The sequence below is a fragment of the Bartonella sp. W8167 genome (assembly GCF_016100335.1).
In the GTDB taxonomy this organism is placed as follows: Bacteria; Pseudomonadota; Alphaproteobacteria; order Rhizobiales; family Rhizobiaceae; genus Bartonella; species Bartonella apis.
The window spans coordinates 117,951-139,638 of record NZ_JACFSQ010000002.1 but is presented as its reverse complement, the minus strand read 5'-3'; the positions used below and the strand labels follow the sequence as shown (position 1 = coordinate 139,638).

Annotated in this window: 16 protein-coding genes and 2 pseudogenes; 8 read left to right on the top strand and 10 right to left on the bottom strand. The window is 47.1% G+C overall.

Features of this window, described 5'->3' with window-relative positions:
* The first annotated feature begins 11 nt into the window (after positions 1–11).
* From H3V12_RS07340 to truB, 4 genes and pseudogenes are all read left to right on the top strand, one after another.
* Positions 12–645: pseudogene (locus H3V12_RS07340) on the top strand (RNA-binding protein).
* On the top strand, positions 642–3,275 hold the full coding sequence (gene infB, locus H3V12_RS07335) for a translation initiation factor IF-2 (RefSeq protein ID WP_198214122.1): 2,634 nt from the start codon (positions 642–644) through the stop codon (positions 3,273–3,275). Before H3V12_RS07340 ends, infB begins: the two are co-directional and overlap by 4 nt.
* A 186-nt stretch (positions 3,276–3,461) precedes the next feature.
* On the top strand, positions 3,462–3,860 hold the full coding sequence (gene rbfA, locus H3V12_RS07330) for a 30S ribosome-binding factor RbfA (protein WP_075869736.1): 399 nt from the start codon (positions 3,462–3,464) through the stop codon (positions 3,858–3,860).
* A gap of 6 nt (positions 3,861–3,866) precedes the next feature.
* The gene (truB, locus tag H3V12_RS07325; protein ID WP_198214121.1) at positions 3,867–4,829 is read left to right on the top strand and encodes a tRNA pseudouridine(55) synthase TruB; all 963 of its coding nucleotides are present in this window, start codon (positions 3,867–3,869) and stop codon (positions 4,827–4,829) included.
* Between the two features lie 571 nt (positions 4,830–5,400).
* Here the strand turns inward: truB and H3V12_RS07320 are convergent.
* Positions 5,401–7,032: an MFS transporter gene (locus tag H3V12_RS07320; RefSeq protein ID WP_198214120.1), complete on the bottom strand. Its 1,632-nt coding sequence runs from the start codon at positions 7,030–7,032 to the stop codon at positions 5,401–5,403.
* A gap of 526 nt (positions 7,033–7,558) precedes the next feature.
* Here H3V12_RS07320 and rpsO point away from each other — a divergent pair.
* The 3 genes and pseudogenes from rpsO to H3V12_RS07305 all read left to right on the top strand — a co-directional run bounded on the left by rpsO (position 7,559) and on the right by H3V12_RS07305 (position 11,713).
* Positions 7,559–7,828: a 30S ribosomal protein S15 gene (gene rpsO / locus H3V12_RS07315; protein WP_075869739.1), complete on the top strand. Its 270-nt coding sequence runs from the start codon at positions 7,559–7,561 to the stop codon at positions 7,826–7,828.
* 210 nt (positions 7,829–8,038) lie between these two features.
* Positions 8,039–10,183: pseudogene (pnp, locus tag H3V12_RS07310) on the top strand (polyribonucleotide nucleotidyltransferase); the annotation flags it as partial.
* A 528-nt stretch (positions 10,184–10,711) separates the two neighbouring features.
* Positions 10,712–11,713: a class I SAM-dependent methyltransferase gene (locus H3V12_RS07305; protein WP_198214119.1), complete on the top strand. Its 1,002-nt coding sequence runs from the start codon at positions 10,712–10,714 to the stop codon at positions 11,711–11,713.
* A gap of 154 nt (positions 11,714–11,867) precedes the next feature.
* Here H3V12_RS07305 and H3V12_RS07300 read toward each other — a convergent pair whose 3' ends face one another.
* From H3V12_RS07300 to fabA, 4 genes are all read right to left on the bottom strand, one after another.
* Complete coding sequence (locus H3V12_RS07300) at positions 11,868–12,098, bottom strand: DUF3995 domain-containing protein (protein ID WP_198214118.1); 231 nt, start codon at positions 12,096–12,098, stop codon at positions 11,868–11,870.
* A 142-nt stretch (positions 12,099–12,240) separates the two neighbouring features.
* Positions 12,241–13,059 (bottom strand): enoyl-ACP reductase FabI, encoded by an 819-nt coding sequence (gene fabI, locus H3V12_RS07295; protein WP_075869743.1) that lies wholly within the window; start codon positions 13,057–13,059, stop codon positions 12,241–12,243.
* A gap of 47 nt (positions 13,060–13,106) precedes the next feature.
* Positions 13,107–14,327 carry a beta-ketoacyl-ACP synthase I gene (gene fabB, locus H3V12_RS07290; RefSeq protein ID WP_198214117.1) on the bottom strand — a complete coding sequence of 407 codons (1,221 nt, stop codon included), beginning with the start codon at positions 14,325–14,327 and terminating at the stop codon, positions 13,107–13,109.
* 64 nt (positions 14,328–14,391) lie between these two features.
* Positions 14,392–14,898 carry a 3-hydroxyacyl-[acyl-carrier-protein] dehydratase FabA gene (gene fabA, locus H3V12_RS07285; RefSeq protein ID WP_075869745.1) on the bottom strand — a complete coding sequence of 169 codons (507 nt, stop codon included), beginning with the start codon at positions 14,896–14,898 and terminating at the stop codon, positions 14,392–14,394.
* Between the two features lie 283 nt (positions 14,899–15,181).
* On the opposite strand from fabA, the gene irrA reads away from it, so the two are divergent.
* On the top strand, positions 15,182–15,607 hold the full coding sequence (irrA, locus tag H3V12_RS07280) for an iron response transcriptional regulator IrrA (RefSeq protein WP_075913574.1): 426 nt from the start codon (positions 15,182–15,184) through the stop codon (positions 15,605–15,607).
* A gap of 320 nt (positions 15,608–15,927) precedes the next feature.
* Here irrA and H3V12_RS07275 read toward each other — a convergent pair whose 3' ends face one another.
* The 5 genes from H3V12_RS07275 to H3V12_RS07255 form a co-directional block, all read right to left on the bottom strand.
* Positions 15,928–16,905 carry a cation diffusion facilitator family transporter gene (locus tag H3V12_RS07275; RefSeq protein ID WP_198214115.1) on the bottom strand — a complete coding sequence of 326 codons (978 nt, stop codon included), beginning with the start codon at positions 16,903–16,905 and terminating at the stop codon, positions 15,928–15,930.
* The gene (locus H3V12_RS07270) at positions 16,906–18,150 is read right to left on the bottom strand and encodes a lytic murein transglycosylase (protein ID WP_198214113.1); all 1,245 of its coding nucleotides are present in this window, start codon (positions 18,148–18,150) and stop codon (positions 16,906–16,908) included.
* 3 nt (positions 18,151–18,153) lie between these two features.
* Positions 18,154–18,759: a recombination mediator RecR gene (recR, locus tag H3V12_RS07265; protein WP_075915222.1), complete on the bottom strand. Its 606-nt coding sequence runs from the start codon at positions 18,757–18,759 to the stop codon at positions 18,154–18,156.
* Positions 18,760–19,220: 461 nt separating this feature from the next.
* Positions 19,221–19,544 carry a YbaB/EbfC family nucleoid-associated protein gene (locus H3V12_RS07260; RefSeq protein WP_198214111.1) on the bottom strand — a complete coding sequence of 108 codons (324 nt, stop codon included), beginning with the start codon at positions 19,542–19,544 and terminating at the stop codon, positions 19,221–19,223.
* Between the two features lie 5 nt (positions 19,545–19,549).
* A complete protein-coding gene (locus H3V12_RS07255; RefSeq protein ID WP_281432023.1) occupies positions 19,550–21,541 on the bottom strand; it encodes a DNA polymerase III subunit gamma/tau in 1,992 nt (663 codons plus the stop codon).
* Between the last annotated feature and the right edge of the window lie 147 nt (positions 21,542–21,688).

Here is a 21,688-nt window from a genome sequence, read left to right as displayed (position 1 = left end):
TGGGCTGATTGATGAATGACCGTACATGTATCCTGACAAGAAAGAGTGGTGATGCTCACGAGCTTATCCGCTTTGTTGCCGGACCTGACGGTCATCTTGTGCCTGATATCAAAGCCGATTTGCCGGGGCGGGGAGCCTGGATTTCCGCCTCGAAATCTGTTCTTGAAGAAGCAATAAAACGCAAGGCTTTTACACATAGCCTGAAGACTGATATTATTGTGGATCAGGGGCTTGTCGAACTTGTGGACAAACTTTTGGTCAAAGCGGCACTCGGTCGTCTTGCTCTGGCTCGAAAGGCGGGTGCTATTGTCACCGGTGCAACCAAAGTTGAACAGACAATACGTTCAGGTAAAGCATGTCTTGTTTTACATTCGAAAGAAGCAGCTTTTGATGGTAAACGCAAGATTGAACAAGCAATTTACTCGGTTAGACGACCGGATAAGCAAGACATTCCGGTTGTAACTTTATTCAACAGTGATGAAATGGGTGTGGCTTTTGGTGACAATCCTGTGGTACATGCTGCATTATTGAATTTGAAGCTTGCACAAGGATTCATCAAAACAGTGCAAAGACTTGTTGCCTACCGCGACGGGAAGCACTAGGCCGGAAAAGAAGACGGTAGAAGCCGTGAAGGAAACGGAATGACGGAAAACAATAACGACAAGAAAACAGCCAAGAAAACGCTGACCTTAAAACGCCCCGGGGTTGAAACCAGTACAGTCAAGCAGAATTTCAGTCATGGACGTACAAAGGCGGTCGTTGTCGAAACGAAACGGCGCAAGATTACCCGTCCGGATGAAAAGGTCGAAGTCAAGCACGTTGTGACCAAGCCGCGTGTCGCTCAGACAGCAAAGCCACGTACAGAAACGGCTCCCAAAGTTTCCTTGCAGCACCCGCACAGCAATCTTTCCTCGGCTGAAATGGAAGCACGCATGCGTGCACTGGAAGAAGCTCGTCTTCACGCCGAAGAACAACATAAGCTTGAGGAAGAAGAGCATAAACGTGCTCAGGAAGAAGCCAAGCGTCGTCAGGCGGAAGAAGCAAAACGCGCTAAAGAGCGCGAAGAACTTTTACGCAAGCAGGCGGAAGAGGATGCAAAAGCTCGTGCGGCTCATGACGCTGAAAAAACTGAAGCTCACAAGCCGGAAGTTAAAAAGCATGAAGTCCATAAGGTCAAGGATGGCTATCGTCCTAAAACCGACAAGCAGGCGGCCAACCGACCGATTGAACTTGATATTGCACCCGTTACTAAACAACGTGCAGCGGCTCCTGTCGCAAAACGTAATATTGTTGATGATGACGAGGATGATCGTCGCTCGCGTCGTGGCGGTGGCAATAAATCCGAGGTACGTGCTCCAAAAGCAGTGAAGGGTGGCGAACAGCGCCGCCGCAGCAAACTGACATTGAGCAGTGCACTTGACGAGGAAGGCAATTCACGTGGCCGTTCAATGGCTGCTATGCGTCGGCGCCAAGAAAAATTCAAACGCTCGCAGATGCAGGAACCGCGCGAAAAGATTTCCCGCGAAGTGACAATTCCTGAAACCATTACTATTCAGGAACTCGCCCAACGTATGACCGAACGCTCTGTCGACGTCATCAAATATCTGATGAAACAGGGGCAGATGTTGAAGCCCGGTGATGTGATTGATGCCGATATGGCGCAATTGATTGCTGAAGAATTCGGCCACACGGTAAAACGCGTTGCTGAATCGGATGTTGAAGAAGGTCTCTTCAATGTTCCCGATGATCCGGCAAAGCTCAAACCGCGCCCACCTGTCGTTACCATTATGGGGCACGTTGACCACGGCAAGACATCGCTTCTTGATGCCATCCGTCATGCCAATGTTGTGGCTGGTGAAGCGGGTGGTATCACCCAGCATATCGGCGCCTATCAGGTTGAACAGAAGGGACAGAAGATCACCTTTATCGATACACCGGGACATGCGGCCTTTACGGCGATGCGTGCCCGTGGTGCGCAGGTAACCGATATTGCGGTTCTGGTTGTTGCAGCCGACGACAGTGTCATGCCGCAAACGATTGAATCCATTCACCATGCAAAAGCTGCCGGTGTGCCGATTATTGTTGCCATCAACAAGATTGATAAACCGGCTGCCGACCCGCAAAAGGTCAGAACCGAATTGTTGCAGCATGAAGTTTTCGTCGAAAGCATGGGCGGTGACACACTGGAAGTGGAAGTTTCGGCAAAAACCGGCAAGAATATCGACAAGCTTCTTGAAGCAATTTTGTTACAGGCGGAAATTCTCGACTTGAAAGCCGATCCTGATCGTACGGCCGAAGGTGTTGTTATCGAAGCACAGCTTGATCGCGGTCGCGGTGCCGTTGCAACGGTTCTCATCCAGAAGGGCACATTGCATCCTTCCGACATTATCGTTGCCGGCAATGAATGGGGACGTGTTCGTGCCCTTATCAATGACCGTGGCGCCCATATCAAAGCGGCAACTCCGTCAATGCCGGTCGAAGTTCTCGGTATGCAAGGCACACCGCAGGCTGGTGACCGTTTTGCAGTTGTCGCCAATGAAGCCCAGGCACGCGAGATTGCCGAATATCGTCAGCGTCTTGCCCGTGAGAAGGCAGTTGCGCGGCAGGCAGGATCGCGCGGTTCGCTCGAACAGATGATGAACCGGATGCAGACGAGCGGTATGAAAGAATTTCCGCTGGTTATTAAAGGGGATGTTCAGGGCTCTGTCGAAGCCATTACCTCAGCGCTTGAAAAACTCGGTAATGACGAAGTGCGCGCGCATATTGTCCATGCCGCTCCCGGTGGTATTACGGAAAGCGATGTATCATTGGCTGCAGCATCCAATGCTGCCATTATCGGCTTCAACGTTCGTGCCAATAGTCAGGCACGTGATGCAGCCGAAGCCCAAGGCATCGAAATTCGTTATTACAATATCATTTATGATCTTGTTGACGATGTGAAGGCAGCAATGTCGGGCATGTTGACGCCGGAACGGCGCGAAACTTTCCTTGGCAATGCAGAGATTATCGAAGTCTTCAACATTTCCAAAGTTGGAAAGGTCGCAGGTTGCCGTGTTACGGAAGGCAAGATGGAGCGTGGCGAGGGTGTACGCCTTATCCGTGATCATGTTGTTGTCCATGAAGGCAAGCTCAAGACCTTGAAACGCTTCAAAGACGAGGTTGCCGAAGTTCCTGCCGGTCAGGAATGCGGTATGGCCTTCGAGAATTACGATGATATTCGCGTTGGAGATATTATCGAAGCGTTCCGCGTTGAAACCGTTAAACGCTCGCTCTAATTCAACATATGTTTGGCCATATTATTGAAAGATATGGCTAAACGGAAGATCCCGTCTGATGAACGAAAGTTGCGCCGGTTTTCGAGTGGTGGTTGGCCGCTTTAATTCGATGCGAATTGATCGTTCGGCAAGATTTCGGGGGATTGATCTTAAAAATATGCGCCCGAAAAATCAAAGGTAGTAGCTATGAAACATGCTGGTCCGTCCCAAAGGCAATTGCGTGTCGGTGAACAGGTTCGCCATGCTCTTGCTTCCATCTTCCAGCGCGGAGTTATTCTGGATCCGGTACTTGACGGTGTTGTGCTTAGTGCAACCGAAGTCAGTATGTCTCCGGATTTACGCGTTGCAACCTGTTTTGTCGCCCCACTTGCCGATGCTGATGCAGAAGAGGTTGTAAAAGCGCTTAATCATCACGCGAGATTTATTCGCGGCGAGTTGGGGCCCCAGTTGCGGCAATTGAGATATATGCCGGAATTCCGTTTCAAGGTGGATACGAGTTTTGACAATTTTGCAAAAATCGATGCCTTGTTGCATTCGCCGGAAGTGGCCCGTGATCTTCATCACGATGACGAGGAAAAGGAATAGAATTTTATGGCGCGTCAGCGAAAGAAAAAAGGCCGTCCGGTTTCAGGCTGGGTGATTCTCGATAAGCCGGAGGGCATGGGGTCGACCGAGGCCGTTTCCAAAATCAAATGGCTGTTTCAGGCCGAAAAAGCCGGTCACGCCGGAACACTTGACCCGCTTGCTTCGGGCATGTTGCCAATTGCTTTGGGAGAAGCCACAAAAACTGTTCCCTATGTTGTTGATGGCACAAAGGTTTACCGCTTTACAGTTTCCTGGGGTGAAGAACACAATACCGATGACATGGAAGGTGTAATCACAAAAACTTCCGCCAAGCGCCCGGTCAAAGAGGAGATAATATCTATTTTGCCTCATTATATTGGCACAATCCTGCAAACCCCGCCGCAATTTTCTGCCATCAAGATTGATGGCAATCGTGCGTATGATCTGGCGCGTGAAGGTGAAAAAATCGAAATTCCGGCACGTGAAGTTGAAATCGACAGCCTCGAACTCATTGATATGACACCGGAAGGTAATGCGATTTTCGAGGTGGAATGCGGCAAGGGGACTTATGTGCGTGCTCTAGCTCGCGACATGGGAAGAGAACTCGGGTGCTATGGCTATATTGCCAATTTGCGGCGCATCGAAGTTTCGCCTTTCGTCGAAGATGATTTTGTTAGCCTTGAAGATCTGGAGGCTGCAGCGCCGGAAAGAGGTGAGGCCGACGAGAATGGCATCTATCCGCCACGCGATTTTTCGGCTCTGGATGAACTTTTGATCGAAACTGGTGCGGCACTCGAATTTCTGCCCCAATATCCCTTAAGCGATGAACAGGCTTATCGTGTGCGAATGGGAAACCCCGTTTTATTGCGCGGTCGTGACGCACCTGTTGATGAAGATGAGGTTTGTGCAACGCATAAGGGAAAATTGCTGGCAATCGGTATGATCGAAAAAGGCCAGTTTAAGCCCAAGCGTGTTTTCACAATCGGATGATTTCATAAAAAACTAAAAAAGATAGGTGTTTCACCATCGGCCCATTTAACGAATTTTAGTCAATGGGTGATTTTTTTGGGGCGGAAATAGTTGATTTTGTCGGAGCGGGCTCCGGCAAACATCGGCTATCCGGCTTGTTACAACTCCCGCCAATAATTTTGTCAAAACATCAGATAGTTCGACACACAATTTGTGTTTCACAATCGATATTTTGCACATATGCCGGCTTACCAAAAACGGTCCTTTTGAAGGATATAATAATCTGTTGAGAGGGTGGGACAGTAAATTGAGAAGAAACAGAATTATCAATTAAGCCGACCATACCTCCCCATATTCAAAATATTAATTTAAAAAACCGAATTCAGTGTTTGCTTGCTGCAGATATATTGTAGATGTAGCTTTAGACAGGGGTAGAATTGGAAACAGGGATGGAATTGGCAAATATGCTGTTTTCCTTGACGTACCGATTCCGGTTTATCATCAAAATCGGAGAAGGGGCGGACAACAAGTTATGTGGCGCTCGACCAGTTTTTAAAAAGCACGCTTATTTATTTTCTCGTTAGATACCGGTTCAGTGCAGATGATGGGCTGAGTGCTTGACTTGTATCTGGTTGGCTTCCGGCACAGTGTGACGTTCGATCATGCGGTGAACGCGCATGCCTTCCGGAATTTCGCTCAGCTTGCGAAGTTTTTCCGTTACGTCGGCATCGGCTTTGGTGCGGCGGCGATTATGCCTCAAATAATCCACCCACGTCGTCATGTGGTAGGTTTCAACCCAGCGGTTCGGGTGTTCGAGATCACGCAATAGCGTCCATTGCCTTGCACCGTCACGCAGTCTGATGCGACGTCTCAACGACATTGTTTCAAGAAATTCCGGAATGTTCTCGTCCTTGATTTCGTAGTCGATCAGAATCATGATCGGGCCGCTTCTGGCCTGAAGGTCGAGATGCAATTCCGGTTCGCGGAATTGATCAAGCGGGTCAAGGTTGATGCTCGGTATTTCAAAGATGGTGAATTTAAATCCCATTAACGCACCAACAATAAGGAATGCAGCACATATATAAAGCGCAATGACGGGCGAATAATTGTCAGCAAGACTTCCCCATAACCAGCTTCCGACGGCCATGCCACCAAAAGATGATGTCTGATAAAGAGCCAAGGCTCGTGAGACAACCCAGCGCGGTGTTGATAATTGCACCGAAACATTAAAGAGCGAAAGTGCCAGAACCCAACACATGCCGGCCGGAAAAAGGACGATATGGGCAATGATTGACGAGTCACTCAAAGCGAGTAACAGACAAGATAGCGCATAGCCGATGAATGAACCGGCAACAATTGCTTCCGAGGGAAAGTGCCGCCTTACCCAGGAATTGATAATGCCGGCAGCAATAGCCCCCACGCCGAAAGAACCAAGCAATGTTCCGTAAATGAGTGCCCCGCCATTAAGCTTTTCGTGGGCAATAATGGGAAGAAGTGCAAGAACCGATATCGCACCAAGGCCGAACATGAAGGCCCGCGTCATGATGTTTAAAAGATGCGGTGACATGAAAACATAACGTAAGCCGTCAGACATTGCTGCGACGAGTCTTTCGCGCGGCAAACCGTTATTTGCGTAATCGGGTTTCCAGAAAAACAGCGCACCAAGAAGCGGAATATAGCTGAAAGCATTGACGACGAACGCTGCCGCGCCACTAAAGGCCGCAACAATTGCACCGCCGGTTGCAGGCCCGACACTGCGCATCAAATTGAAGCCGACACTATTTAATGTGACCGCCGCAGAAATATCTTCACGCGGCACAATATCTCCCACTGTTGCTTGCCAAGGGGGGTTATAAAGAGCCGAGCCACAGCCGATCAGAAATGTAAAGGCGAGAAGGAGCCACGGCGTCAAGAGACCTAAACAGGTGAGAACGGCAAGGAGAACTGAAACAGCCATCATCATCAATTGCGCGGTTATCATTATCTGCCGACGGTTGAAATTATCGGCAAGAGCACCGGCGAGAAGCGAAAAAATCACAACCGGTAAAGTGTTGGCGCCCTGAACAAGCCCCACCATTGAATGGGACGTGCTGATTAATGTCATAATCCAGCCGGCCCCGACTGTCTGGATAAGCCCACCCAGATTTGAAACAAGCGTTGCCGCCCACAGACTTCTGAAAGCCTGGCTTTTGAATGGCGCAAGTGTCGAGCTTTTTTGCTGCATCGGTTCCCGGAAATTGGACTTTTATTGCACCCAATCTAAGTGAGCGCCGTTGAAGCCGCAAGTGTCAAGTAACGTCATTCCAATCGGGTTGTGAAAATCTGCACACTTATTGTTATCAACAATGCCTGATTACGCTATTCGACTATAAGAGAATGCTTGTATATTTTTGAGATATTGCGAGAGAAATTATTTTATTCAAAAAGAACTGGAAACCGAATTCGGTAAGTAAATGCTTTTATTTCAAAGAGAATTCGTGAAGAGTGGCAGATAATAGCTTTTTCTGCTCATTGTCTACGTTTTTGCTAATTGCCTGAATTCTCATTGTTTGCGAGAGAAAGAGAATAGCAAAGCGAAAATAGTCGAAAACTTTAGTGAACAAAAGGTAGGACTAGTAATTCAAGTATAATTCCTATATATGAAGCCACCGTGCATGTGCTTTTTGCATTTGCCGATTCATAGACCCTAGCTGGACGACATCCCGGCCGGGGCGTCTTCAATGTCCCACTTTTTTTGAAAGGATGAACCGATGTCGATTACTGCTGAACGTAAACAGGCTTTGATCAAAGAATATGCAACCAAGGAAGGCGATACAGGTTCGCCGGAAGTACAGGTTGCTATTTTGTCTGAACGTATTGCCAATTTGACCGAGCATTTCAAATCCCACAAAAAGGATAACCATTCCCGCCGTGGTCTTTTGAAACTTGTTTCCCAACGCCGTCGCCTTCTCGATTACCTTAACGGTGTCGATGAAAAGCGTTACCAGTCGTTGATTTCCAAGCTCGGCTTGCGTCGCTAAACAATCAAGGCGGGAAATTATGTGGTTTCCCGCCTTTCAATTTCGACAACTTGAAAAAGCTGGCGAAAAAGAGGAACCGTCATGGGGCAGGATTGCCGGTCGCATCAGGAAAAACATCGGATGCGCCTCGTTGTCTTGCCCATGGCATGACCAAAGAACTGAACCGTTAACAAGGTGAAGGTACCTTTTACGGTTAATCAAGGACAAGAAATGTTTTTTAACACTCATAAAGTAGAGATTGACTGGGCTGGCCGCCCGCTGACTCTTGAAACAGGCAAAATTGCGCGTCAGGCTGATGGTGCAGTTATGGCAACTTACGGCGAAACAATCGTTCTCGCCACGGTAGTTTCTGAAAAGGAACCCAAACCCGGGCAGGATTTTTTCCCGCTCACAGTCAATTATCAGGAAAAGACTTATGCAGCCGGTAAAATACCAGGTGGCTATTTCAAACGCGAAGGTCGTCCGAGCGAAGGTGAAACATTGATTTCACGTTTGATCGACCGTCCGATCCGCCCGCTTTTTGCCGAAGGCTACAAAAACGAAACACAGGTCATCATCACTGTTTTGCAACATGACCTTGAAAACAACCCCGATATTTTGTCGATGATCGCAGCTTCGGCTGCCTTGACCCTTTCGGGTGTTCCGTTCATGGGGCCGATTGGTGGCGCACGCGTCGGTTATATCAACGGCAAATATGTGCTGAACCCGAATATCGACGAAATGCCGGAATCGAAGCTTGATCTCGTCGTTGCTGGCACATCCGATGCTGTTTTGATGGTTGAATCGGAAGCACAGGAACTCAGCGAAGATGTTATGCTCGGTGCCGTTATTTTCGGTCATAACGGTTTCAAACCGGTTATCGATGCAATTATCAAGCTTGCCGAAGTTGCCGCCAAGGAACCGCGCGAATTTGCTCCGGAAGATCTGAGCGATCTGGAAAAGAAGATGCTCAAATTCGCCGAAAAGGATCTGCGTAAGGCCTATCAACTTACCGACAAGCAGGAGCGTTATGCTGCTGTTGATGCGGTTAAAGCCAAGGTTGACGCGAAATTCATGCCGGAAGGCGAAGAAGAACCGGAATATAATTCGGAAGAAATCGCGACAGTTTTCAAGCATTTGCAGGCAAAAATTGTCCGCTGGAATATTCTTGATAACGGCAGCCGCATTGATGGTCGTGATTTGAAAACAGTCCGTCCGATTTATACGGAAGTCGGCATTTTGCCGCGCACCCACGGTTCTGCATTGTTTACGCGTGGTGAAACACAGGCAGTCGTTGTTGCAACATTGGGAACCGGTGAAGACGAACAATATATCGACTCGCTCACCGGAATGTACAAGGAAACCTTCCTTCTCCATTATAACTTCCCGCCATTTTCAGTTGGTGAAACCGGCCGTATCGGCTCTCCGGGGCGTCGTGAAATCGGTCATGGAAAGCTTGCATGGCGTGCAATCCATCCGATGCTTCCCTCGCAGGAAAGTTTCCCCTACACAATTCGCGCTGTTTCGGAAATTACCGAATCTAACGGCTCGTCGTCCATGGCAACCGTTTGCGGTACATCCCTGGCGTTGATGGATGCCGGTGTTCCACTGCAGCATCCTGTCGCCGGTATTGCTATGGGGCTCATCAAGGAAGGCGACCGTTATGCGATCCTTTCTGATATTCTTGGTGATGAAGACCACCTTGGTGATATGGATTTCAAGGTTGCCGGTACGGAAAATGGTGTCACAGCCTTGCAGATGGATATCAAGATCAACGGCATTACCGAAGACATCATGAAAGTTGCTCTCGGACAGGCAAAAGAAGGTCGTATCCATATTCTTGGTGAAATGGCCAAAGCTTTGACCGGCGCACGTTCCGAACTGGGTGAATATGCTCCGCGTATCGAGATGATGAATATTCCGGTCGACAAGATCCGCGATGTTATCGGTTCCGGCGGTAAGGTGATCCGCGAGATTACCGAGCAAACCGGTGCAAAGATCAATATCGAAGATGACGGCACAATCAAAATTGCATCTTCCGATGCCAAAACAATTGAAGCTGCCAAACGCTGGATCCATTCCATCGTCGATGAGCCGGAAGTTGGCCAGATCTATCAGGGTACTGTTGTGAAAACAGCCGATTTCGGTGCTTTCGTCAACTTCTTTGGTCCGCGTGATGGATTGGTTCATATTTCACAATTGGCTCCCGAACGCGTTAACAAGACAACCGATGTTGTCAAGGAAGGGCAGAAGGTTTGGGTCAAACTCATGGGATTTGACGATCGTGGCAAAGTTCGCCTGTCGATGAAAGTTGTCGATCAGGAAACAGGGCAGGAAATCCCGCGCGAAGAAACCCCAAAGTCTGAAGATGCCGACCATGCCGAAAAACATGGAAAGCATGAAAAGACTGAAAAACACCATGACGACAATGGTGAAAAGAGTGAAAAACACGATAAAGGCGAAAAGGATGAAAAATCCGATAAGCCCGAAAAGAAACATCGTCGCAAGAAGAATGCTGATAAAGACAAAGAGTAATCTTTGGAATTCAGAATTCTGAAAAATCGAAAAGCCGCTTTTATAAGCGGCTTTTTGTTTGACAATTCTAACCCCATATCTCTCTTGAATTGAGCCTCTTCCGCAATGCACGAGACAGATTAATCTTTAGGCTGTTTCCTAAAATTTGCCGGTAAAGCATTTTTAAAAAGCGCAAAACTACGAAACGACTGGCAATGCGAGTGACAGAATTCGCCTATCAAGGATAAGCGAAAATTCCTGCACATTTTCTCGAATGGATAGTGTGTAGTCACCCTGGTTACGATTTTAAAATTGCACCTTTTTCAGCAGGACGATAAAGGAGAAATATGTGGCTTTCTTAAAAAGCGAATTTAAAAAAGCGAGCTTGAAATGTCGGTTTTCTTGCCTTTTCGTCAGGGTGTTATCAGACTCCCGCAACCGGATAGTTTCTGGTGTGCTTTCGGTTTGACAGAAAAACCGGAAAAAGAGTGGGTCAAATCAATCGAAATTATCCAGCCTTGGCGGGCAGATTTTTTGAATTTTCAGGAAGCCGGTTTCAAATGTTTGCCCGAAATGTCTGATGAAAAGAAGATATTTTCTGGTGGTTTGCTAGAACTTAACAAGCATAAAAAATTTAACCAGAACCGTTTTCTTACGCTTTTGCGCGTGGTGAAAGCCGGTGGCACAATTGTGGTGAGCGGAGATAAATCTTCCGGCGCTTCATCTTTTATGAAATGGGTTAATGTCATTGTTCCGGTAGAACAAAAGCTTTCAAAAGCGCATGGAATTGTTTTCTGGTTGACTGTGCCTGAAGAGCTTGATGAAAAATTGCTGGAAACGCTCATTGAACGTCCGCAGTCATTTGATGACGGTTTTACAACACAAGCAGGCATGTTTTCGAATGGACGCATTGACCAAGGTTCGCAAATGTTGGTCAAATATATGGATAGAGTTGTCTTCGGCAAGACGGCCGATTTTGGTGCCGGCTGGGGCTATCTTTCCTATGAAGCGATAAAGGAGGCTAAAAAGCTCGGCGAGCTTGATCTTTATGAGGCCGACTACAATTCCCTTGCTGCTGCAAAAATGCATCTGGGCAGGCTCTCTAATCGAATCACGATTGATTATCTGTGGCAGGATATTACACGCGAGCCGATTGAAAGAATTTATGATACAATTTTGTCAAATCCGCCATTTCATGACGGACGCGCGGCAGATGTCACGTTGGGGCAAAAATTCATCGAAACTGCTGCTCGACGGTTAAAACCGGGAGGGTGTTTTCTCATGGTGGCCAATCGGCAATTGCCCTACGAAGCGACTTTGCAAAAATGTTTCCGAAAAGTTTTGGTTCTGGAAGAGCAGAACGGATTTAAAGTGATTGAAGCGCGTAAATAACGTTTTAAAGGAAGGCACGCAGGGAAGAGTAAAAAAATACATCCCTAATTGCCCGAACGCTCGTCGGAGTTGTCGTGACTGGCTATTTAGCGCCAAGTCAGGAAAAAGAAAATCCAACTGATCAAAAGACAAAATAGTGAATAAAACACGAATTTTAAAACGCCAATTCGATAACAGTGAGAGATTTGAAAAATCCGACCAAACGGAATTCACCAATTGCTCTGGCAACAAATACAATTGTCAATAGCGTTCCGACCGACTTTAGCGCCCGAGGCTGTACTTTTATAAACGGATGTCTGAGCACGAGGGTAAATGCAGCAATCAATGTCGGCATAACAATGATAATGTCCGCCCGTCGCGTTGGTGTGAAGGCCGGTTTATTCACTATGCGGGAATAATTTTTAGAAGCAGAGTTGCCAAGGCTGAAAGCCTGTTAAGAATGGCGAATTGAAAGGAAGACCATCAGTAGAGCAATGAACGTGTTCAAAGCATATCCCACCAATCCCGAAAATAGAACGCGGCGAAAATTACTCGCCGCGTGATTCTTCACTCTCTTTGAGTTCTTCCAATATCGGCGTAGACATAATATTATAGCCGCAATCGACATAATGAATGTCACCGGTAACGCCGGAAGCAAGATCAGAGAGAAGATAAAGAGCCGATTTTCCGATTTCCTCGATATCGACTGTGCGCCGCAAAGGTGCATTGCGTTTCTGATAGGAGAAGATAGCTCTTGCCGCACCGATACCATTACCGGCGAGCGTGCGAACAGGACCCGCAGAAATTGCATTGACGCGAATATTCTGTGGCCCGAAATCGGCTGCCAGATAACGCACCATCGATTCAAGTGCAGCTTTTGCAACGCCCATGACATTGTAATTTGGCACGACATGCTGTGACGCACCATAGGTCAAGGTCAACAATGCACCGCCGTTAGGCATCAGTCTTCCTGCACGTTGGGCAATTTCAGTGAAGGAAAAAGCCGAAATAACCATTGTCCGGCTGAAGTTTTCACGTGTTGTTACATCGACATAGCGCCCTTTAAGCTGCGATTTGTCCGAAAAACCGATCGCATGGACGACAAAGTCGAGTGTACCCCATTCTTTTTCCAGTCGATCGAAAACGGCATCGACTGAATCGATATTTTCGACATCGCATTCAAGCAGAAGCTTGGATCCGAGTTTTTCTGCCAAGGGGCGGACACGCTTTCCAAATGCATCTCCTTGATAGGTAAAAGCCAGTTCAGCCCCCGCTTGTGCGAGCTGACATGCTATTCCCCAGGCGATTGAATGGTCGTTCGCGACGCCCATTATGAGGCCGCGCTTGCCCTTCATCAAACCTTCCATCATATTCTCCGTAAGCCTGTGGCACTCTCTCAACGAAAGTGTCCGGTTTATTCGTAACGCTGGAAAACCAGCGTTGCATTGGTTCCGCCAAAGCCGAAAGTATTTGACAGGACTGTGTTCAGTTTTTGGTTATCAAGACGTTTGCGTACAATCGGCATATCCGCAAACGCCGGATCAAGCTCATCAATATGAGCACTTTCACAGATGAAATTATTTTTCATCATAAGAAGGGAATAAATTGCTTCCTGCACGCCGGCAGCTCCGAGTGAATGGCCGGTCAGCGATTTCGTTGCCGAAATTGGCGGACATGAATCACCCGAACCGAAGACCTTGCGGATGGCTTCTATTTCGGGCGGATCACCGACGGGAGTCGATGTGGCATGTGGATTGATATAATCAATTTTATTTTTGACTGTTGATAAAGCCATGCGCATGCAGCGCTCGGCCCCTTCACCTGAGGGGGCCACCATATCGTAACCATCGGATGTAGCGCCATATCCGACGATCTCGGCATATATTTTTGCACCACGTGCTTTGGCAACTTCCAGCTCTTCAAGCACCAGAACGCCGGCACCTCCGGCGATGACAAAGCCGTCACGACCGACATCATAGGCACGTGAAGCACTCTCGGGGGTTGCATTGCGTTTACTCGACATGGCGCCCATAGCATCAAAGAGAACCGACAGCGTCCAATCAAGATCCTCGCAACCACCGGCAAAAACGCGATCCTGCTTGCCGAACTGGATCAGTTCGTAAGCATTGCCGATACAATGATTGGATGTCGCACAGGCGGAGGAAATCGAATAATTAACGCCTTTTATCTTGAAAAAGGTGGCCAATGTTGCCGAAGCAGTCGAGCTCATAGCTTTCGGCACTGCGAAGGGACCAACGCGTTTGGGCCCCTTTTGGCGTGCAATATCGGCCGAGTCGACGATTGTCCGTGTTGAAGGCCCGCCAGAGCCCATAATGATACCGGTTTTCGGATTTGAAACTTCCTCGGATGACAAGCCTGCATCGGCAATTGCCTGATCCATTGCAATATGGTTCCAGGCAGTTCCCCGTCCGTGAAAACGCATAGCACGACGATCAACCAATGCTTCAATGTCGATATGCGGCATGCCGTAAACCTGACTGCGGAACCCCAGATCTGCGTATTCCTGCGAAAAACTGATACCGGATTTCGCTTCGCGCAAACTGTTAAGGACTGCTTCAGGGTTATTCCCGATTGATGAGACAATTCCCATACCGGTTACAACTACTCGACGCATCAGTGTCTCCTTGGGTTTCCGTAAACAAAGGCTTGCAACCTTTGTTTATCTGAAAGAATGCTTGCTATTCCTTGAATAAGGCTACGCGCAAATCGGCAGCCTTATAAATTATTTCACCATCGGCTTTGACAAAACCATCGGCAATACCGAGCACAAGCCGGCCACGCATGACACGCTTGAAATCAATTCCATATTCGACAAGTTTTGTTTTCGGGGTAACCATTCCGGAAAATTTTACTTCCCCCGTCGAGATAGCGCGTCCCTTACCGGGCTCCCCCAACCAACCGAGGAAAAAACCTGTAAGTTGCCACAAGGCATCAAGCCCCAAACAGCCAGGCATGACCGGATCGCCAATAAAATGACAGGCAAAAAACCATAGATCCGGATTGATATCGAATTCGGCACGAATCAAACCTTTGTCGTGTTCACCGCCATTTTCGCTGATTTTTGTAATACGGTTGAACATCAACATTGGTGGAGCCGGCAATTGTGCGTTGCCTTTTCCGAACATTTCGCCGCGTGCGCAGCTTAAAAGCTCTTCATACGTGTAGCTAGACTTTTGTTCAGCCATTGTTACTCCATCCGTCAGCACTTTATAACTCTTAGCGCTTTTTACGACATACTCTTAGAGCATATTCAACAATGTTGGAACCGTTTTTCGACAGTTTTTGATGACAAAATACCTTCTTCATCCATTTTATTTTTGAATTTTGCGACAAAACGCGCGTATAAGTTGAAAAACCATTTATTTAAAGATGATGATAACAATCAAGTATACTTGATTGCAAATGCTTTTCAATATATACAAGCTGTGGTAAAGATGGTGGGCATTACCAGATAACACGGGGAAAATAGTGATTTATCATTCGCTTGTGGAATTGGAAAAACGCTTACGTGAAAAGGGTTTGCGGCCGACACGACAACGCTTGGCCTTGGCGGATTTGTTGTTTTCCAAAGGTAACCGCCATATTGCCGCCGAAGAATTGCATGACGAAGCGGTCAAAGCGTCGGTACCAGTCTCACTTGCAACCGTCTATAATACTTTGCACCAATTCACCGATGCCGGACTTTTGAGGATTATTGCCGTCGAAGGTTCGAAAACCTGGTTTGACACCAATATATCCGACCACCATCATTTTTTTCTTGAAGGCGAAAATGAAATTGTCGATATCCCTTCCGGTCCTGAAGGAAAGCCGATTGTCGGCAATTTGCCCGAACCGCCGGAAGGTATGGAAATTTCGCACGTCGATCTCATCGTAAGATTGCGCCCGAAAGATTAAGTCCGACAGTAAAATACGGACTATCTTTTCAAACCATATTTATGAACGGGATTCCGGTGGCATGAACCGGAACTTTTGTTGTGCTGTAAGCGAATTTATGCAGCACTTGCAGCATAAAGCATAGCCGGTTCTTTTAAAAACGGAAAACAGCGTTTTTTACTATTTTACAGAATAACTATATCTTGTTCGGCTTCATAGTAGAGTATGTCGGAGACATGAAGGTTATTATGTTACAAAAATAACAGTATATTTTTAAAATTTTATTTTGTTGAATTAAAAACGGTAAAATCAGCAGTTTGTAGATACTGCCCGACTATTTTTTACTCTTCATCACTATCATTATTGTCTTCGTGATTTGCTTCAATTTTTTCCCGTCGTCTTGCCCAGATTCCGGCCGTCTGCGGTTTTACGAAAAATCCGACAACTTCCGGTCTTGCCGCAGCGAGATTTCTTTCGATGCGCAGCACACATTCTTCTATCTTCGGAGCAGTCAGTTTGTCCTCGAATTCGAGGCTGACATTGACAACCACTTGATTGGGGCCCATCTGTTGGGTGATAATTCCGTTGACTTTCTGCACATCTGGATCTGCAGATACAATGTTGAAAATTGCCTTTTGCACTTCGGGAAGGGCAGCCTCGCCGAGAAGTAGTCCTTTACATTCCCTTGCAAGAAAAATCGCAGTAACGGCAAGAATAACAGAAATTCCAAGTGATGCGATACCATCAAAAATAAAATTGCCGGTAAGAATCGAGGCAGTAATGCCGCTTAAAGCAATTGCAATTCCCAAAAGTGCAGCACTATCCTCGAAAAGAATGGAAAACACGGTTGGATCTTTGGAACGGTGAACAGCCGCCAGATAGCCGAGTTTACCTTTAGTGCGGCGAAAATGTCTCAAAGCCAAAAGCCATGACGCTCCTTCAAAGAATACCGATAGACCCAGTACAATGTAGTTGACGGTTACATTGCGAATTTCCGCAGGGTTTAGAACGTGTAAAACTCCTTCAAAAAACGATACGCCGGCACCCAACGCAAAGACCAGCAAGGCAACAATAAAACTCCAGAAATAAAGCTCCCGTCCATGGCCGAATGGATGGACCCGATCGGGGGGAATGGATGCACGTCTCAAACCATGCAGTAATAATAATTCATTGCCGGTGTCTACAATCGAATGCACACCTTCTGACAACATCGCCGACGAACCGGTGAAAGAAGCGGCTACAAATTTAGTAAGCGCTATGAGAAGATTGCCTGCGAGTGCTGCATAGATGACTGTCTTGGAACCGGAATGTGATGCCATTTAGCGAATATCCGCAATTAAAGAACGACTCGGAAAACAGGTCGGTTTCTGTCCTTGCTTTTGCTGCCATAAGCCAATGGAACGGCGGGTTTTGAAGCCTGCAAAACCATCGGCTTTGCCGATATCATATCCTTGGGATTGCAATTTTGTTTGCAAGTTCAAAACGTCCGACTGGTAAAGTTCGTCGATTTTTTGCCATGGCTCGACAAAGCCACCTTTCCCTTCAATTCCGTCCGAGACCGTGGCGATAAAAAGCGCATAAAGATCACTCATATTATAGGATTTCAATACATAGAAATTGTCGGTTACAAGAAAGGCTGGTCCCAGACGCCCCTCAGGCATAAGGAGATATAGTGGACGGCTTTTATCAAGGGGCGGCACTTTTTTATTAGATCTCGGTAACACGCCAAGCCTTTGCCATTCACTTAACATTTTGCCTTGATCGGGCCCTTCCAGAAAACAGCCGACAGTTTCGGGAACTTTGACTTCATAGCCCCAGCCGGCATTCGCCTTGTAACCGTTAAGCTTCAAGTAGTTTGCAATAGATGCGAGAGTATCCGGTGTTGATGTCCAGATATTGCGATGGCCATCACCATCAAAATCGACAGCATATTTCAAATAGGACGTTGGCATGAATTGCGGTTGACCTAAAGCACCAGCCCACGAACTTTTCATGGAAGCCGCATCCATGTAATGGTCCTGCACAATGGTCAATGCAGCAATAAGCTCGGTTTTGAACATGTCTTTTCGTGTGCTCATAAACGCTTTGGTCGCGAGAACTTCAAAAGCATTATAGGGAATTTTGACATTACCATAATTGGTTTCCCTTCCCCATATGGCAAGTGCAATCGAGGCCGGAACGCCATATTGTTTTTCTATTTTTTTTAAGGCTCCACGGTTTTCTGACAATTGTGTTTTGCCATCACTAACAAGGCGGGCGAGTGTTTTTGCCGAAAAATAATTGGCCGGTGCACTGAATTCCGCCTGATCTTGGCGCCTTTGCGCTTTCGGTTTTTCTCCTGGAATCACAAGGTCGGGTAATGCGAGATTGGGCGCGACTGTGGAAAGGGCTTCAGAAAATGTTCCTGCCGAAATTCCTGATTTGAGAGCGTCGTTATAAAAATCCTTGTTAAGCCAATTGTTAAATTGACCATTGATCGCGTCCCGATCAATGGCCGGGGCGTTTGCCACCAAAGCGGCAAAAAGAATGATAAATGCTGTAAAAAAACGAAGCGTTTTCAACATTCTTCAAAGACTCGTCCTTGCTCGTAAGGCCGCCGCCAAAGTGCCGTCATCAAGATAGTCAAGTTCCCCGCCAACAGGAACGCCATGTGCCAGACGGGTAATTTTTACAGGATAGGAATGAAGCTGGTCAGTAAGATAATGGGCTGTTGTCTGGCCTTCAATCGTCGCATTGACCGCGAGAATCACTTCCTTGACATTGCCTTCAGCCACGCGGTTGACAAGGCTTGCTATGTTGAGATCATCCGGTCCGATGCCATCGAGAGGTGAAAGGTGTCCGCCCAGAACATGATATTTGACCTGCATAGTGCCCGCCCGTTCCAGCGCCCACAGATCGGAGACATCTTCGACAACAATGATTGTGGATTGATCGCGTCTCGGGTCGGTGCAAACCGAACACGGGTCGGATGTATCAACATTACCACAGACCGAACAGATGCGTATTTTTTCGGCAGCATCCTGCATGGCAAGGCCTAGCGGCTTCAATAAAGCTTCTTTTTTCTTGATAAGGAAAAGTGCAGCCCGTCTTGCCGAACGTGGACCAAGACCAGGAACACGTGCAAGAAGTTGGATAAGTTTTTCTATTTCTGGACCCGCAAGATGCTTTGACATGGATAAACTCTTTTAAAAATATATATGCAAACTTCCGGAAAATGCCAGTTGTTCACTGAAACGGATAAGAGGGGCACTTTCCTCATCGGTAGATTGGAGCAGATCATTCAAAACAAAGAATGTTTAATTAAACTGATTGCTTCACACAATTCTTCCTTACAGTGTTTTTCTTTATCTTCCGACAGTGCAATTTTCTGCTTCAATAACCATTTTTCGAAAAAGACAAAAGCATTTTCGGCAAAATGCAATCGTTCACCTATCACGCCGCAAGATTTAAGTAACATCCGGTTTTGAAGGAAGAATTGAACTTTCGCGCTAACTTCAATAGGCTGGCTATTGGTAATTGTTATTCAAGACAAACAAAAGCCGTTGTGCCCTCACACAACGAAACTTTTGTAATATCTTTTATTTTTCATCCATTGTCCCTCTTTTTTAAGGGTAACAATTAATGGCAATTCATATCAGAATGGAAGTTTGAAACCGGGAGGGATCGGTAGACCAGCAGTAATTTCTTTAGTTTTTTCAGCCATTGTGTTTTCAATTTTTCCTTTGGCTTCGTTATGGGCAGCCATAATCAAGTCTTCAAGAATTTCAACTTCATCAGCTTTTACTAGTGAAGGGTCAATTTTGATTGCAGAAACGGTTCCCTGACCGGTCAAAGTTACGCTGACCAGGCCACCACCTGACGTTCCTGTTTCCTGAATATTTGCCATTTCATCCTGCATGGCTTGCATTTTTGCCTGCATTTCTTTGGCTTTTTTCATCATACCCATCATGTCACGCATGGGATTTACTCTCCTTGGTCATTTTCGTCGTCTTCACCAGTCATATCGTCATTATTGGTCAAATCAAGGCCATCGTCGGATTTGTTGACACGCACATCGACAATTTTTGAACCGGGGAAATATCTCAAAATCTTGGCAATATCGGGGTCGGCTTCGGCATCCGAAAGCAGTGCCTGATGGGCTTTCTCGTCCTCTTCACGCAAAGTTAATCCGCCGCCTTCGTTGACGACCGTTACTGTCCAGCGTTCGCCTGTCCATTCGCGGAGCATTTTTGCTATGTCATGAGCAAAAAAACGTGGCATACCTTCGGCCGGTTCAAATTCGATACGGCCTTGGCGGAACGAAACCGGACGCACAAATTCCTTGACCAGCAGTTTGAACTGCATGTCATTATGTTTGTCGGCAAGATCGACAACATCCTGCAAGGAATGAAGGATAACCTTGTTTACTTCCGGCTCGCTGTTCTTTTCGGCTGTTTCGTTATTTTTTGCGGTGTCTTGCAAAGCCTGTTCGTCCGGCTCCAAAGCGGCAGAAGACGTACTCACCAATTGCATGGTTGGCGCTTTTTGCGGGGAAGAGCTTTGCAAATTCTTCTGTTCTGCCACGGCATTAATGCGAGAGCTATTATCACTCTCCGCACGGGCAGTTTCATGAGTTTCCGTCGAAAAAGCATTGCCACTGCCGGTCGAATTATCCGCCAACGCATGTTTTGGTGCGGATTTTTCTTCCATGATATTTTTTCCGGAATTGGCACTCGACCCGTTTAAATCATCCGCGGCTTTTCCTGTATCGGAACTTTGTGGAAGTTTGATTGCTGGCTTTCCCTCGCCAAGGGCTTTCAGCGCCTCGTCAAGCGTTGGCAAATCGGCAGCATGTGTGAGCCTGATCAGAAGCATTTCTGCAGCGTCAATCGGGCTTGCAGCCGAATCAACCTCTTGTGTGCCTTTAAGAAGCATCTGCCAAGTGCTCGAGAGAACGCGCACGGACAGTTTTTTGGAAAAATCAAGGCCGCGTTCCCGCTCTTCTTCGACAAGCGAAATATCATCGGCAATTTCGGGGGTAAACCGCAGTCTCGTAACAAGATGGTTGAAATCGGCAAGCTCGTTCAAAATGACAAGCGGATCGGCTCCGCCATCATATTGATCGCGAAATTCTTTCAAAGCGCCGGCAACATCGCCTTTCATAATCATTTCAAAAAGGTCGATAATACGCGTGCGATCAGCAAGCCCCAGCATAGTGCGGACAGATTCGGCATCGACCTTGCCACCACCATGGGCAATCGCCTGATCAAGAATCGAAAGCGCATCGCGAACCGAACCTTCTCCGGCGCGGGCGATCATAGCAAGAGCACTGTCTTCCGCCTCGATTTTTTCAAGATCGGAGATTTTTCTTAAATGTGCCGCCAGAACATTCGAATCAACCCGCCGCAAATTATAACGTTGGCAACGCGACAGGACAGTCACCGGAACTTTGCGAATTTCTGTTGTGGCAAAAATAAATTTTACATGCGGAGGTGGTTCTTCCAGTGTTTTTAACAGACCATTGAAAGCCTGTGTCGAAAGCATGTGAACTTCGTCGATAATATAGACTTTGAAACGTGCGGCAACCGGACGATAGCGTACTTGTTCGATGATTTCTCTTATGTCGTCAATACCGGTATGGGATGCCGCATCCATTTCGATCACGTCGACGTGCCTGCCTTCCATAATGGCTTTACAGTGCTCGCCAAGTTTGTCCATATGGATTGTCGGTTTATCGATTGTGTCGGTCTTGTAGTTGAGTGCACGCGCAAGAATGCGGGCTGTCGTGGTTTTTCCAACGCCACGAACGCCTGTCAACATCCATGCTTGCGGTATCCGTCCACTATCGAATGCGTTTGTGAGTGTGCGCACCATCGGCTCCTGACCGATAAGGTCGGAAAAATTTTGTGGCCGATATTTTCGGGCGAGGACGCGATAACCTGTCTCTGCCTCAGTGCTTTCCATGTGTTCTTCCAGTTTCTGAAATATAATTTTCCTGAATGTGAACTTTGACGACGTCTGCGTCAACCGGTTGTGTGAAATATAGGATTTCAGGTGGGGATTTTCGACCGTTCAGGCAATTTTTCAAAATACCACTGCCCGAATTTTCCAATAAACAAGACG

Excerpts from the sequence above, each read along its gene's own strand:
- H3V12_RS07305 (WP_198214119.1), top strand. The coding sequence starts at position 10,712 with ATGTCGGTTTTCTTGCCTTTTCGTCAGGGTGTTATCAGACTCCCGCAA.
- H3V12_RS07260 (WP_198214111.1), bottom strand. The coding sequence starts at position 19,544 with ATGCGTGACATGATGGGTATGATGAAAAAAGCCAAAGAAATGCAGGCA.
- recR (WP_075915222.1), bottom strand. The coding sequence starts at position 18,759 with ATGTCAAAGCATCTTGCGGGTCCAGAAATAGAAAAACTTATCCAACTT.
- fabB (WP_198214117.1), bottom strand. The coding sequence starts at position 14,327 with ATGCGTCGAGTAGTTGTAACCGGTATGGGAATTGTCTCATCAATCGGG.
- rpsO (WP_075869739.1), top strand. The coding sequence starts at position 7,559 with ATGTCGATTACTGCTGAACGTAAACAGGCTTTGATCAAAGAATATGCA.
- H3V12_RS07270 (WP_198214113.1), bottom strand. The coding sequence starts at position 18,150 with ATGTTGAAAACGCTTCGTTTTTTTACAGCATTTATCATTCTTTTTGCC.
- infB (WP_198214122.1), top strand. The coding sequence starts at position 642 with ATGACGGAAAACAATAACGACAAGAAAACAGCCAAGAAAACGCTGACC.
- rbfA (WP_075869736.1), top strand. The coding sequence starts at position 3,462 with ATGAAACATGCTGGTCCGTCCCAAAGGCAATTGCGTGTCGGTGAACAG.
- H3V12_RS07320 (WP_198214120.1), bottom strand. The coding sequence starts at position 7,032 with ATGCAGCAAAAAAGCTCGACACTTGCGCCATTCAAAAGCCAGGCTTTC.
- fabA (WP_075869745.1), bottom strand. The coding sequence starts at position 14,898 with ATGGCTGAACAAAAGTCTAGCTACACGTATGAAGAGCTTTTAAGCTGC.
- H3V12_RS07275 (WP_198214115.1), bottom strand. The coding sequence starts at position 16,905 with ATGGCATCACATTCCGGTTCCAAGACAGTCATCTATGCAGCACTCGCA.
- truB (WP_198214121.1), top strand. The coding sequence starts at position 3,867 with ATGGCGCGTCAGCGAAAGAAAAAAGGCCGTCCGGTTTCAGGCTGGGTG.
- fabI (WP_075869743.1), bottom strand. The coding sequence starts at position 13,059 with ATGGAAGGTTTGATGAAGGGCAAGCGCGGCCTCATAATGGGCGTCGCG.